The sequence below is a fragment of the Nonomuraea fuscirosea genome (assembly GCF_003001935.1).
GTDB classification, from domain to species: domain Bacteria; phylum Actinomycetota; class Actinomycetes; order Streptosporangiales; family Streptosporangiaceae; genus Nonomuraea; species Nonomuraea fuscirosea.
The window spans coordinates 189012-201473 of record NZ_PVNG01000001.1 but is presented as its reverse complement, the minus strand read 5'-3'; the positions used below and the strand labels follow the sequence as shown (position 1 = coordinate 201473).

At 70.5% G+C, this 12462-nt stretch carries 12 protein-coding genes; 3 read left to right on the top strand and 9 right to left on the bottom strand.

Features of this window, described 5'->3' with window-relative positions:
- Positions 1 to 39: 39 nt before the first annotated feature.
- The 7 genes from B0I32_RS00915 to B0I32_RS00885 all read right to left on the bottom strand — a co-directional run bounded on the left by B0I32_RS00915 (position 40) and on the right by B0I32_RS00885 (position 5107).
- Positions 40 to 711 carry a DUF3159 domain-containing protein gene (locus B0I32_RS00915; protein WP_245955445.1) on the bottom strand — a complete coding sequence of 224 codons (672 nt, stop codon included), beginning with the start codon at positions 709 to 711 and terminating at the stop codon, positions 40 to 42.
- 4 nt (positions 712 to 715) lie between these two features.
- Positions 716 to 1102, bottom strand: a complete 387-nt coding sequence (locus tag B0I32_RS00910) for an OB-fold nucleic acid binding domain-containing protein (protein WP_043614113.1) — start codon at positions 1100 to 1102, stop codon at positions 716 to 718.
- 28 nt (positions 1103 to 1130) lie between these two features.
- Entirely contained in the window at positions 1131 to 1778 is a 648-nt protein-coding gene (locus B0I32_RS00905) for a DUF3710 domain-containing protein (RefSeq protein WP_245955444.1), read from the bottom strand.
- A 425-nt stretch (positions 1779 to 2203) separates the two neighbouring features.
- Positions 2204 to 2644 (bottom strand): dUTP diphosphatase, encoded by a 441-nt coding sequence (gene dut, locus B0I32_RS00900; protein WP_106234081.1) that lies wholly within the window; start codon positions 2642 to 2644, stop codon positions 2204 to 2206.
- On the bottom strand, positions 2641 to 3195 hold the full coding sequence (locus B0I32_RS00895; protein WP_106234079.1) for a PaaI family thioesterase: 555 nt from the start codon (positions 3193 to 3195) through the stop codon (positions 2641 to 2643). Before B0I32_RS00895 ends, dut begins: the two co-directional genes overlap by 4 nt.
- 88 nt (positions 3196 to 3283) lie before the next feature.
- Entirely contained in the window at positions 3284 to 3808 is a 525-nt protein-coding gene (locus B0I32_RS00890; RefSeq protein WP_106234077.1) for an orotate phosphoribosyltransferase, read from the bottom strand.
- 54 nt (positions 3809 to 3862) lie between these two features.
- The gene (locus tag B0I32_RS00885) at positions 3863 to 5107 is read right to left on the bottom strand and encodes an AI-2E family transporter (RefSeq protein ID WP_106234076.1); all 1245 of its coding nucleotides are present in this window, start codon (positions 5105 to 5107) and stop codon (positions 3863 to 3865) included.
- A 160-nt stretch (positions 5108 to 5267) separates the two neighbouring features.
- On the opposite strand from B0I32_RS00885, the gene B0I32_RS00880 reads away from it, so the two are divergent.
- Both B0I32_RS00880 and B0I32_RS00875 read left to right on the top strand, forming a co-directional pair.
- Positions 5268 to 7415: a DUF6351 family protein gene (locus B0I32_RS00880; RefSeq protein ID WP_146177993.1), complete on the top strand. Its 2148-nt coding sequence runs from the start codon at positions 5268 to 5270 to the stop codon at positions 7413 to 7415.
- A 207-nt stretch (positions 7416 to 7622) separates the two neighbouring features.
- Positions 7623 to 8138, top strand: a complete 516-nt coding sequence (locus tag B0I32_RS00875; protein ID WP_106234073.1) for an ArsR/SmtB family transcription factor — start codon at positions 7623 to 7625, stop codon at positions 8136 to 8138.
- 48 nt (positions 8139 to 8186) lie between these two features.
- Here B0I32_RS00875 and valS read toward each other — a convergent pair whose 3' ends face one another.
- Positions 8187 to 10730 carry a valine--tRNA ligase gene (gene valS, locus B0I32_RS00870; protein ID WP_181306886.1) on the bottom strand — a complete coding sequence of 848 codons (2544 nt, stop codon included), beginning with the start codon at positions 10728 to 10730 and terminating at the stop codon, positions 8187 to 8189.
- 78 nt (positions 10731 to 10808) lie between these two features.
- On the opposite strand from valS, the gene B0I32_RS00865 reads away from it, so the two are divergent.
- Entirely contained in the window at positions 10809 to 11093 is a 285-nt protein-coding gene (locus B0I32_RS00865) for a DUF4235 domain-containing protein (protein ID WP_106234069.1), read from the top strand.
- Here the strand turns inward: B0I32_RS00865 and B0I32_RS00860 are convergent.
- Positions 11026 to 12459, bottom strand: a complete 1434-nt coding sequence (locus tag B0I32_RS00860) for an alpha,alpha-trehalose-phosphate synthase (UDP-forming) (protein ID WP_106234068.1) — start codon at positions 12457 to 12459, stop codon at positions 11026 to 11028. The two genes, B0I32_RS00865 and B0I32_RS00860, sit on opposite strands and share 68 nt — an antisense overlap.
- Positions 12460 to 12462 lie beyond the last annotated feature (3 nt).

Below are 12462 nucleotides of genomic sequence, written 5' to 3'. Positions count from 1 at the left end.
CCACGACCTTCTACCGCGGGGGCCGGGTGTGGTGTGGTGTCAGGCGGGTGCGACCGGAGGCTTGATCGGGGTGCGGCCCCGGCCGAGCAGCCACAGCATGGCGCCCAGCGCGGCCACCTGGAGCGGCCAGCCCATCACGATCTTGGCGAACCCGAGCGCCGCCACCGCCTCGTCACCGCCGCCGAACAGGTAGACCGGCCCCTGCACCGCCACCCGCACCGCGCACGGCAGCATGAGCAGCCAGGTCAGCCGCGTGCACAGCCGCACGATGCCGGGGTCCTTGTGCCAGGCGGTCGGGTCACCGGTGACCGAGCCGATCAGGAAGCCCACGACCGGCCACCGGGCGACGACCGAGATGAGCATTCCCACCATGTACGCGGCATTCCACAGGATGCCGGGCAGGAAGTAGTCTTTCGCGTCACCAGTGCGGCTGGCGAAGAACGCCCCGATCGCGATGCCGATCAGGCTGTTGATCACGAACTGCGGCGTGGACCGCTGGATGATCCGTACGAGCAGCAGCAGCACCGACAGGGTGACGCTGATGATGAGCGACAGCTTCAGGTCCTCGGACAGGATCCACGACAACGTGAAGGCGATCGTCGGGACCGCCGCCTCGATGATGCCGCGCACCCCGCCGAAGGCCTTGGCGAGCTGAGCTCGCACCGCCGCCTCGACGGTGTCGTGGGCGACCTCTTCAGCCTCAGCACTCACCTGATCAACTCCCTGGGCGCAGCTCGTAACGCGGATTGAACATCACCTTGCGCCCGTCCTGCATGCTGACCAGGCCCTCGGCCTTGACCGTGCGGCCGGGCTCGATGCCGGCGATCTTGCGGCGGCCGAGCCAGACCAGGTCGATCACGTCCGACCCGTCGTAGAGCTCGGCCTCCAGAGCCGGGGCGCCGCCCCTCGGGCGCAATGTCACCGTACGTAGCGTACCCGCCACACAGAAGCGGCGGCGCCCGCCACACGAGACGATCGGGGTCGCGCCGACCTCGTCGGCGTCCTCCCGCAGCTCCTGGGCCTCGATCTCGGACTGACTGGTGGCCAGCCGACTGAAGAACCCACGCAATCCCCCGCGTTTGGGGGGCTCTGCCGTACTCATGATGGTTCAGCCTATGTGATATCGGCCCTCAGCGAATCTCACTGATTTCAGGTCCTCGTTTGAACGGGTTGAGCCCCGGCCGCTCGTCGCCCTCGCCGCCCTGCTGCTCGTTGGGCCGGCGCAGCGGAATCGGCTCCTCCCGCGCCATCGGCTCGTCCCCGCGCACGACCACGACGTCCTTGATGAAGTCGATGTACGCCTCGGCGACGCTCTCATCGACCGCCGCCTTGCCGGCGATCACCGCCAGCAGGAACCAGCGCGGGCCGTCGACGCCGAGATAGCGGGCCGGCCGGGTCTCCCCGTCGGTCCGCAGCTCGCCGACCAGCTCGCTGCCGAACGGCCCCTCCCGCTCCTCCAGGTCCTTGACCTGGGTCTGGATCTTCGTCTTGATCTCGTCCCACAGGCCGGAGCTGCGCGGCGCGGCCAGCGCCTGCAGCTGGAGCGAGCTGTCCTCGTACAGGACGACCACGCCGACGTGCTGGTCTCCCACGGAGGCCAGCCGCACGTCGAAGTCCGCGTTGTGCGGCAGCCGGAGACCGCCCAGATCGATCCGGTCGGACTCCGGGTGGGGCTCGTCGGCGTCCCACGGGCCGGACTCGCGCGTGGGGGCGGCCGACTCCTGCTCGCCCACCTGCTCCGGCTGCTCACGACGACGACGTCGGAACACGTTCCTCACTCTCCCTGCTCCTCGGACCGGCTCCCCGGCCCTCATGTCCGTACGGCCGGTCACCCGGCCTCATGTCCGTACGGCCGGTCACCCGGCCTCATGTCCGTACGGCCGGTCACCCGGCCTCATGTCCGTACGGCCGGTCACCCGGCCTCATGTCCGTACGGCCGGTCACCCGGCCTCATGTCCGTACGGCCGGTCACCCGGCCTCATGTCCGTACGGCCGGTCACCCGGCCTCATGTCCGTGCGACCGGTCACCCGGCCTGATGTCCGTACCGCCGGTTCCCCGGCCCGTGCCTGCCGAGCACCCGGCCCTATGCCTGCCGGGCCCGCCCGGCCGGCCCTCACCGTCATCCGGCCCGCTGTGACCGGAAGCCGTCCACGTCGGGACCTGCCCTCCACCGCGACCCGGAACCGGCGTGCCACTTCTTCCTCAGCGTCCTGTCGAGCCGAAGCCGTTGGCGCCGCGCGCGGACGACGGCAGGCGCTCGGTCTCGGTGAAGGCCGCGTGTTCCACCCGCTGGATCACGAGCTGCGCCACCCGGTCCCCGCGCCGCAGGCTGAACGACTCCTTGGCGTCGGTGTTGATCACCGTCACCTTGATCTCGCCCCGGTATCCGGCGTCGACCGTGCCGGGCGCGTTGACCAGCGTGACGCCGTGCCGCGCCGCCAGCCCGGAACGCGGATGCACGAACGCCGCGTACCCCTCGGGCAGGGCGATCGCCACCCCGGTGCCGACGACGGCCCGCTCACCGGGCATCAGCTCCACGTCCTCGGCCGCGCAGAGGTCGGCGCCGGCGTCTCCCGGATGGGCGTACGACGGCGGCGGCAGCCCGGGATCGAGCCGCTGGATGAGGACCTCCACGTCGCTCAAGGGTTCACCTCGTAGTCCTGATGATCGGCGGCGGTGGCGGCCAGGTCGGCGTGCTTGGCGAAGTGTTCCATGTTCACCTCGATGAACAGCGCTGCCGCGCGGACGGCGACCGGTCCGTCTGGAGCGCCGATGCGCCCCTCAGCCTCAAGGTACGCCTTTCTGCCCGCGATGCCGTTGCACCAGGCGCGCAGGTGGAGTGTCGTGCCCACGGGAACAGGGAGGAGGTAGTCGGTCTCCAGCCGTCCCGTCACATAGGGCTTGTGCAGCAGGTAGACGGACATTCCGATGACTTCGTCCATGGCGGTGGCCAGCACCCCGCCGTGCGCCAGCCGGGGCGCGCCCTGGTGCGCCTCGCCCACGGTGAACTCCGCCTCGACGGTGGCGCCGTCGGGCGTCCTCGCCGTCAGATGCAGCCCCGTGGGGTGCGCGGGCCCGCAGGCGAAACACTGGTCGTAGTGGGAGACCAGAGTGCTGCCCGGCGACGGCGCGCCAGGCTGCGCCTCCGGCAGGTTCGCGCCCGGCGGCGGGGTGGTGAGGGAGGAACGCGTCACGGGTGACGAGGTTACTCCGTGTCGCCCCACCCTCCGTCCACAGTCGCCGCCCCACGCGTACCGATGGCCGGATTCTGAGCAGCAGTACTTACCCGGGCACCTCGAGATCCTCGCGGTTGAGCAGCGACAGGAGCCGGATCCCGTTCGCGGCCAGGGCCTCGGCACCGCCTTCCTGCCGGTCGATGACGCACAACGCGTGGTCGATCCGAGCCCCTAGATCACGCAATTGACCGGTGGAGATCGCGATCTGCCCGCCCGAGGTCACCACGTCCTCGACGACCAGGAGGCGCCGCCCCTCGACGTCGGCCCCCTCGGCCAGCCGGGCGGTGCCGTAGGACTTCGCCGCCTTGCGTACGAACGCGCAGGGCAGGCCGGTGCGCCGGCCCAGCGCCGTGACCACCGCGATGCCGCCCATCTCCAGGCCGGCCAGCACCTCCGTCCCTTCGGGAACCAGTGGCACCATCCCCGCTGCCAGCTCATCGAGAAGGGCCGGATCGGCCTCGAACCGGTACTTGTCGAAGTACTCCTCGGCCACTCGTCCCGAACGCAACACGAACCGGCCACTCAACCGGCAACGGTCACGAACCCGGCGGGCGAGATCCACATCAGTCACGACCCGAGCATGGCAGACCGGCCGCCCGTCACCCAGCGGCAGCCGGCCCCCGCGCTACGGGGCCCTGTCGTCGCGTGCCGGTGGTTCTTCCTCTCGTGGCGGGCGGTCGTCAGCCTGTGGAGCGCTGTGGTCGGTGCGCCACGGGCGTTCCTCACCGCGAAGATCTGGGCCGTCGTCCGGAGGGCCGGGTGGTGGTGGTGGTGGGGGGCCGTCCGGAGGGTGGTCGTCGGGGCCGGGGGGCAGGGCGCGGGGTTTGTGTCTCAGTTCGGGGATCGCTCGGTAGATGACCGCCGCCACCGGGACGGCCACGGCGGCTCCCGCGATGCCGGCCAGGATGCCGCCCACCGCCAGGACCAGGATGATGGCCAGCGGATGGAAGTTGAGCGCCCGCCCGACGATCAGCGGCTGCAGCACGTGGTTTTCCAGTTGCTGCTCCACGACGAGGATGCCGAGGAAGATCAGCGCGTAGACGAGGCCCTTGGCGCCCAGGGTGACCAGGGTCGCGACCGTGCCGGCGAAGAAGATGCCGACGATGGGGATGAAACTGGCGAAGAAGATCAGCACGGCCAGGGGCGCCCACAGCGGGACCCCCATGCCGGCCAGCACGATGCCCATGATCAGACCGTGCACGGCCGCGACCGCCACGGTGCCCTGGACGTAGTGGGAGAGCGTGGTCCACGCGGCCCGGCCGGCCCGGTCGACGCGCGGTGCGACCCTGCCGAACGCGCGCAGGAACCACGACCAGATCCGGTCGCCGTCCTTGAGCAGGAAGAACGTCACGAACAGGAGCAGCACGATCGACGCCAGCACCTCGACGGCCACCGCGCCGGCGGACAGCACGGTGCCGGTGATGGCCGTGCGCTGCGCGTTGACCAGGGCCGCGATCTCGTCGACGTAGTCGGTGATCTGCGCTTCGCGCAGGTGCAGCGGGCCCGTGATCAGCCACTCCTGCACGGTCCGCGCGGTCTGCTGGACCTGTCTGACCAGGTTGGGGAACTCCTCGCTGGCCCGCGCCCCGACGAGCCAGCCCGTGCCGGTGAGCACGGCCAGGGCCACCAGCATGGTGATCCAGGTCGCGTAGATGGGACGCATGCCCGCGTCGCGCAGGCTTCTGGTCAGCGGGAACAGCAGGGCCGTGAGCAGGAGCGCGATCGCCACCGGCAGGGCCACGAAGGAGAGGGCGGCGATGGCCTGGACGAAGTAGTTGACGACCACGCCGATGAGGATCAGGCATGCGCACCACGCGGCCGTCCTGGCCAGGACGGGTGGCACGAGCTTGGTCGGTGGGTCGGGCAGCACGTGTTCAAGACTGGCATGTTCGGGGGCCGGATGCGCGCGGATAACGGGCCGGGCAGCTCAGAGCGTAACCGCGCGGCCCGCGGCTCCCGTTCACATTGATCGGTTTGTCGGGTGAGATCGGGTCTGGGCAAGGGGCGGGGTGCGTGGCACCGTCGAGCGCATGAAGGCTGTGGTGGTCCTCACCGTGCTGGCGTCCCTCCTCGCCGCCCCCGCCCCCGCGTACGCCTCCGGCGCCGACCTGGCGTTGGAGGTGCTCTCCAGCGCCGCCGACCAGGTCACCGGCGGCGACGCCCTGGTCAGGGTCCGCCAGCCTCGCGGCGCGAAGCTCAAGGTGCTGCGTAACGGCGACGACGTCACCTCGGTCTTCCAGCGGACGGAGGACGGGCTGACGGGCCTGGTGACGGGCCTGCGGGACGGGGACAACACGATCACCGCGGTGGCCTGGCCGCACCTGCGCAGCCTGCGGGTGCGCAACCACCCGGCCCAGGGGCCGATCTTCTCGGGCCCGCACCAGTACCCGTTCTTATGCAAGACGGAACGAAGCGGGCTGGGACCGCCGGTCGCGGACAACCAGGACGGCCAGGGCATGCGCGTCAGCGGCGGCTGGAGCAGGGACTGCTTCGCGCCGGTGGTGCAGGATCGGCTGTACCGCTCGACGGACGGCACGTACAAGCCGATGCCGGACGGACGCCCCGCCGACCTGGCGACGACCACGCTGCTGGACGGCCGGACGGTGGACTTCGTGGTCAGGCGGGAGCGCGGCGTCGTCAACCGCTTCATCTACTCGATCGCGATGCTGGAGAACGGCTGGAACGGCAGGGCGATCTACCGCTTCGACGGCGGCGTCGCGATCGGCCACGACCAGGGCACGCCGGGCAGCGCCGCCCTCGACCCGTACGGGCTGGGCAAGGGGTACGCGATCCTGCACTCCTCGGGCACCCGCACCTCCACCCACTACAACCTGATCCTGGGCGGCGAGACGGCCCTGATGGTCAAGGAGCGCTTCATCGAACGGCACGGCCGCCCGCTGTACACGGTCGGCGTCGGCGCCTCCGGCGGCGCGATCCAGCAGTACGTCTACGCCCAGAACCACGGCACGAGGGTGATCGACGCCGCCATCCCGCAGTACTCCTATCCGGACATGGTCACCCAGACCATCCACGTGGGCGACTGCGAGCTGCTCGAACGCTACATGGACCGCACGCCCCGCTGGGCGAAGTGGGACGACAGGACGGCCCTGATCGGCATGAACGCCAGCGACACCGTGGCCAACCCGTACACCGGCCGGCCCGGCTCCGACGAGTGCGTCAACGGCTGGCGCGGCCTGACCCCGCTGTCCATGAACCCGCTGTGGACCTCCAACGACGACCCCGAGTGGCAGCGGATGGACCCGCCGGGCGTCAAGGACACCGTGCACTGGACGCACTGGGACGACCTCAAGCACGTCTACGGCGTGGACGCCACCGGCTACGCCCGTTCGACCTGGGACAACGTGGGCGTCCAGTACGGGCTGAAGGCGCTCGTGGACGGCGTCGTCACGCCGGAGGAGTTCCTGGAGGTCAACGCGGCGGCCGGCTCGTGGAAGGAGTCGGCCGACATGGTGCAGGAGGGCTGCCCGTTCGTCCGGTCCGCCTGCCCGGCCGACCCCGACCCGTGGAGCGCCCGCAACATGAACCTCGGCGACCCGGCCCCGAGGCGGACCGGCGATCCCGTGGCGATCAGGAACGTGGAGCGCAGCGGCCTGGTGTTCCGCGGCGACATCGACCTTCCGGTGATCGACTGGCGTCACTACCTGGAGGACCAGCTCGACATGCACAACGCGCACCAGTCGTTCGCCTCCAGGAAGCGCATGCTGGACCACGACGGATCGGCGGGCAACCAGGTCATCTGGTTCACCGACGCCCGCCCGGACGGGCCGAAGTTCGACCAGACGCCCGAGGCGCTGCGGGTGATCGACGAGTGGATGGCCAACATCAGGCGGCATCCGCGCCGCGGGGTCGTCGGCAACAAGCCGCCCCAGGCCGTGGACCGCTGCTTCGCCACCGACGGCACCCAGATCGCGGCCGGCCCGCGCGTCTGGGACGGCGTGCTCGACCGCCGCTCCCCCGGCGCCTGCACGCGGCGCTTCCCCCTGTACTCGACCACGCGGATCGTGGCGGGCGGCCCGATCGAGGGCGGCGTCTACAAGTGCCGCCTGCAGCCGGTCGACCGTGCCGTCGCGCGCGGCCTGTACGGCTCCTGGCGGCCCACGGCCGACCAGCGGGCCCGCCTGAAGCAGATCTTCCCGACGGGGGTGTGCGACTACTAGAAGACACGACGGGGACGGAACGGGCTCCTGCCCACGACCGGTCGGGATCCCGAACGCGATCGGGCCGGCTCCGGAACACGATCGGTCGGGCTCCGGAACGCGATCGGGCCGGCTCCGGCGTGGCATGTCCGGTGACCTGCGGATGTGCCGGCCGAGTCCCGTTCGCCACTGATCGGTAGGAATCGACCGGTTATAGGGTGACCTGCCATGGGCACCCACCGCCGCCCCGCCACCGAGGCAGAGGCCCGCGCGCTGGCCTCCTCCGTACGGTTGCGCATCCTGCGGCTCTGCCTCGACCGAGCACTCACGAACAAGGAGATCGCCGGCCTGCTGGACGCCAACCCCGCCACGACCCTGCACCACGTACGCAAGCTGGTCGAGACCGGCTTCCTGGCGGCCGAGCCGAGCCGCCCCGGCCCGCGCGGCTCCACCGAGATCCCCTACCGGGCCACCGGCAAGTCGTGGGAGATGGACGTCCGCGACAGCGGCGTCACGGGCGCGAACGCCGAGCTCCTTGACGCCTTCGTGGCGCAGACGAGACGGTCGGAGCACGTCGAGGAGGGCGACTTCGACCGGCTGGCGCTCCGGCTCACACCCGAGGGGCACGCCGAGCTGCGCCGGCGGCTGCGGGAGGTGCTGGACGACTTCCGCGCCCGCGTGCCGGCACCGGACGGGCACGCGTACGCGCTGCTCGTGGCCCTGCACCGCACCGAAGAGACCTGACGCCCGGCCGGGCGAACCCCGCTGAGGAGGCCCGGCCGGGCGCATCGGTCAGTCCAGGTGGACCTCGACCTTGAACGTGTCACCCTGCTCCAGGACGAACTCCTCGACGTTCCCCGCCGCGCACAGATCGTCCTGCGCCTGCCGGACCAGCCCGGCGTCCGGAGCCCACACGGTCAGCCGCGAGACCTCGGCCCGCATCGACAGCTTGGCCTCCGACTTGGCCTTGCGCACCTGGCCGAGCACCTCGGAGGCCACGCTCAGCACCGCCGGGTCGCCGGTGCCGCGTTCCACGGCCGGCCAGGAGGTGTGGTGGACGGAGCCGTCGCGCCACCACGACCACACCTCTTCGGTCACGAACGGCAGGAACGGCGCGAACAGCCGCAGCAGCACGTCGAGGGCCTGCCGCAGCGCCGCGTGGGCCGAGGCGGAGGCGGGGCCGGACTCGTACGCCCGCGCCTTGACCAGCTCCAGGTAGTCGTCGCAGAACGCCCAGAAGAAGCGCTCGACGGCCTCGATCGCCCGGGTGTGGTCGTAACCCTCGAACGCCTCCGTCGCCTCCTTGACGACGTCGGCCAGCGCCGCCAGCATCGCCCGGTCCAGCGCCTCGGTGACCACGGCAGCGCCGCCGTCCGAGGCTGAAGCGCCGTCCGAGGCGCCGTCGGCGGCCAGCCCCAGCACGAACTTCGACGCGTTGAGGATCTTGATGGCCAGCCGCCGCCCGACCTTGAGCTGCCCGGTGTCGAAGGTGGTGTCGACGCCGTAGCGCCCGTTGGCCGCCCAGTAGCGCACGGCGTCGGAGCCGTGCTGCTCCAGCAGGTCGATCGGGGTGACCACGTTGCCCTTGGACTTGGACATCTTCTTGCGGTCGGGGTCGAGGATCCACCCCGAGATGGCCACGTCGCTCCACGGCAGCGAGCCGAACTCGTAGTGGGCCCGCACCACGGTCGAGAACAGCCAGGTGCGGATGATCTCGTGGGCCTGCGGCCGCAGGTCGGCGGGGAAGACCCGCCGGAACAGGTCGTCGTCGCTGCCCCAGCGGCCCGCGATCTGCGGGGTCAGCGACGAGGTGGCCCAGGTGTCCATGACGTCGGGGTCGGCCATGAAGCCGCCGGGCACGCCGCGCTGGTCCTCGGTGTAGCCGGGGGGCACGTCGGAGGACGGCTCCACGGGCAGCATGTCCTCGGTGGGCAGGATCGGCGCGTCGTGGACGGGCTGCCCCGACTCGTCGATCGGATACCACACCGGGAACGGCACGCCGAAGAAGCGCTGGCGGGAGATGAGCCAGTCGCCGGTGAGCCCTTCGACCCAGTTGTCGTAGCGGACCCACATGTGCGGCGGGTGCCAGGTCAGCTCGCGCCCGCGCTCCAGCAGCCGCCGGCGCAGCTCCTCATCCCGACCGCCGTTGCGGATGTACCACTGGCGGGTGGTGACGATCTCCAGCGGTTTGTCGCCCTTTTCGTAAAATTTCACCGTGCGCTGCACGGGCCGGGGCTCGCCTTCAAGGTCGCCGGACTCGCGCAGCAGCTCCACGATGCGCTCGCGGGCGCTGTGGACCGTCTTGCCGGCCAGCTCCTTGTACGGCTCCACCTCCACGCCGTCCGGCGGCTCGGGCAGCAGCCGCCCGTCCCAGCCGATGACCGGCCGGGTCGGCAGGTGCAGCTCACGCCACCAGGTGACGTCGGTGATGTCGCCGAAGGTGCAGATCATCGCGATGCCGGTGCCCTTGTCGGGCTCGGCCAGGCGGTGGGCCAGCACCGGCACCTCGACCCCGAACAGCGGCGTCAGCACCGAGGTGCCGAACAGCTCCTGGTAGCGCTCGTCGTCGGGATGGGCGACCAGCGCGACGCAGGCGGGGATGAGCTCGGGCCTGGTGGTCTCGATGTAGACCGGGCCCTTCTCACCGTAGAAGGAGATCTTGTGGAAGGCGCCGGGCCACTCGCGGTCCTCCAGCTCGGCCTGGGCCACGGCGGTGCGGAAGCTGACGTCCCACAGGGTCGGCGCCTCGGCGAGGTAGGCCTCGCCGCGCAGCAGGTTGCGCAGGAACGCCCGCTGGGAAACCGCCCGCGACTCGTCGCTGATCGTGGTGTAGAGCAGCGACCAGTCGACCGACAGCCCGACCCGCCGCCAGACCTCCTCGAAGGCCTGCTCGTCGATGGCGGTCAGCTGCTGGCACAGCTCGACGAAGTTGCGCCGCGAGATGGAGATGTCTCGCTTGCCGGGCTTGTCGGGCGGTGTGAAGCCGGGGTCGTAGGGCAGCGAGGGATCGCAGCGCACGCCGTAGACGTTCTGCACGCGGCGCTCGGTGGGCAGGCCGTTGTCGTCCCAGCCGATGGGGTAGAAGACCGCTTTGCCGATCATCCGCTGGTAGCGGGCCATGATGTCGGTGTGGGTGAAGGAGAAGACATGACCGACGTGCAGCGAGCCGGAGACCGTCGGCGGCGGCGTGTCGATGGCGTAGACCTGCTCGCGCGGCCTGGACCGGTCGAAGCGGTAGGTGCCCTCTTCCTCCCAGCGAGCTACCCATACCTGCTCCAGGCCGTCGAGAGTCGGCTTCTGGGGCATGGAGGGACGGCGTAGTCGCTGTTGAGTCATGCCTCCTTATGGTACGGCTTCGCGGGCGCGGCCAGCGGTACAGACTAGGGTTCGTTACAAAGGGGAAGGGAGATCGACATGGCGGAGGACAAGCCCGATATCGCCTGGCGTGTCGTGGGCGGCCTGGTGGGGCTGGTGACCGCTTGGGGGGCGCGGAAGATCCTCGCGTTCGCCTGGAAGAAGGCGACCGGCAAGGAGCCGCCCATCGACACGGAATCGCCCGAGGTCAGCATGGGCGAGGCGATCGGTTACGCCGTCGTCATGGGTGTGGGCATGTCGGTGGCGCAGATCGTGGTCAACCGGACCGCCAAGAAGCGCTACGACGCGTGGAAGGCTCTGCGGCAGGTGACTCCAGGGCAGTGAGAAACTCGCTCGCCCAGCGGTCCACGTCGTAGGTGGCGACCCGGCGGCGCATCGTGCGCATGCGCCGGGCCAGCTCGTGCGGCGTGGCCCGCATCGCCGTCAGCATCTGGCGCTTGACGTCCTCCACGTCGTAAGGATTGACCAGGTAGGCCTGCCGCAACTCGTCGGCGGCCCCGGTGAACTCACTGAGCACCAGCCCGCCGTGCAGGTCGTGGTGGCAGGAGACGTACTCCTTGGCCACCAGGTTCATGCCGTCGCGCAGCGGCGTGACGACCATGACGTCGGCGGCGAGGTAGAGCGCGGCCAGCTCCTCGTGGTTGTAGGACTGGTGGAAGTACCACACCGGCTGGTAGCCGAGCTGGGCGTGCTCGCCGTTGATCCGGCCCACCTGCAGCTCGATGTCGTCGCGCAGCCGCCGGTACTCGTCCACCCGCTCCCTGCTGGGCGTGGCGATCTGCACGAACACGGCCTCGCCGGGCCGCAGCCGCCCGTCGTTGAGCAGCTCGCCGAAGGCCTCCAGCCGCTGCCCGATGCCCTTGGTGTAGTCGAGCCGGTCCACGCCGAGCAGCACGTGCTCGGGGTCGCCGAGCTCCATCCTGATCTCCTTGGCCCGCGCCACGATGTGCGGCTCGCGGACGAGGGAGTCGAGCTGCGCGAAGTCCACGGAGATCGGGAACGCCTGCGTGGTCACGATCCGGTCGTCGAGGAAGATCTCGTTCCCCTTGTACGGCAGCCCGAGCAGCCGGCGGCACAGCCGGCGGAAGTTGGACGCGCCGCCGGGCAGCTGGAAGCCGACGAGGTCGGCGCCGAGCAGCCCTTCGACCAGTTCCTTGCGCCACGGCAGCCGCCAGAACAGCTCCGTCGGCGGGAACGGGATGTGCAGGAAGAACCCGATCCGCAGGTCGGGCCGCAACCTGCGGAGCATGGCGGGCACGAGCTGGAGCTGGTAGTCCTGTACCCACACGACCGCGCCCTCGTCGGCCGCCTCCGCGGCGGCCTCGGCGAAGCGCTGGTTGACCATCCGGTAGGTGTCCCACATCTTCCTGTCGAACACCGGCGTGGCCACCACGTCGTGGTAGAGCGGCCACAGGGTGGCGTTGGAGAAGCCCTCGTAGTAGAGCTCCACCTCACTGGCCGACAGCGGCACCGGGATGAGGCTCATGCCGTCCTGCTCGAACGGCGCGAGCTTCTCGTCGGGCGCTCCGTGCCAGCCGGCCCAGGCTCCGTGACGGCGCTGCATCACCGGGGCTATCGCGGTGACGAGTCCTCCGGGGCTCCTGCGCCACGAGGCCGTTCCGTCAGGCGCGAGCGTCCGGTCGACGGGCAACCGGTTCGCCACGATCAGAAACGAGCTACGGCCACTCACGCA

What these genes read in the sequence shown, in the direction of transcription:
- B0I32_RS00910 (WP_043614113.1), bottom strand. Translation starts at nt 1,102, where the DNA reads ATGAGTACGGCAGAGCCCCCCAAACGCGGGGGATTGCGTGGGTTCTTC.
- B0I32_RS00880 (WP_146177993.1), top strand. Translation starts at nt 5,268, where the DNA reads ATGAAGGCTGTGGTGGTCCTCACCGTGCTGGCGTCCCTCCTCGCCGCC.
- B0I32_RS00875 (WP_106234073.1), top strand. Translation starts at nt 7,623, where the DNA reads ATGGGCACCCACCGCCGCCCCGCCACCGAGGCAGAGGCCCGCGCGCTG.
- valS (WP_181306886.1), bottom strand. Translation starts at nt 10,730, where the DNA reads ATGACTCAACAGCGACTACGCCGTCCCTCCATGCCCCAGAAGCCGACT.
- B0I32_RS00865 (WP_106234069.1), top strand. Translation starts at nt 10,809, where the DNA reads ATGGCGGAGGACAAGCCCGATATCGCCTGGCGTGTCGTGGGCGGCCTG.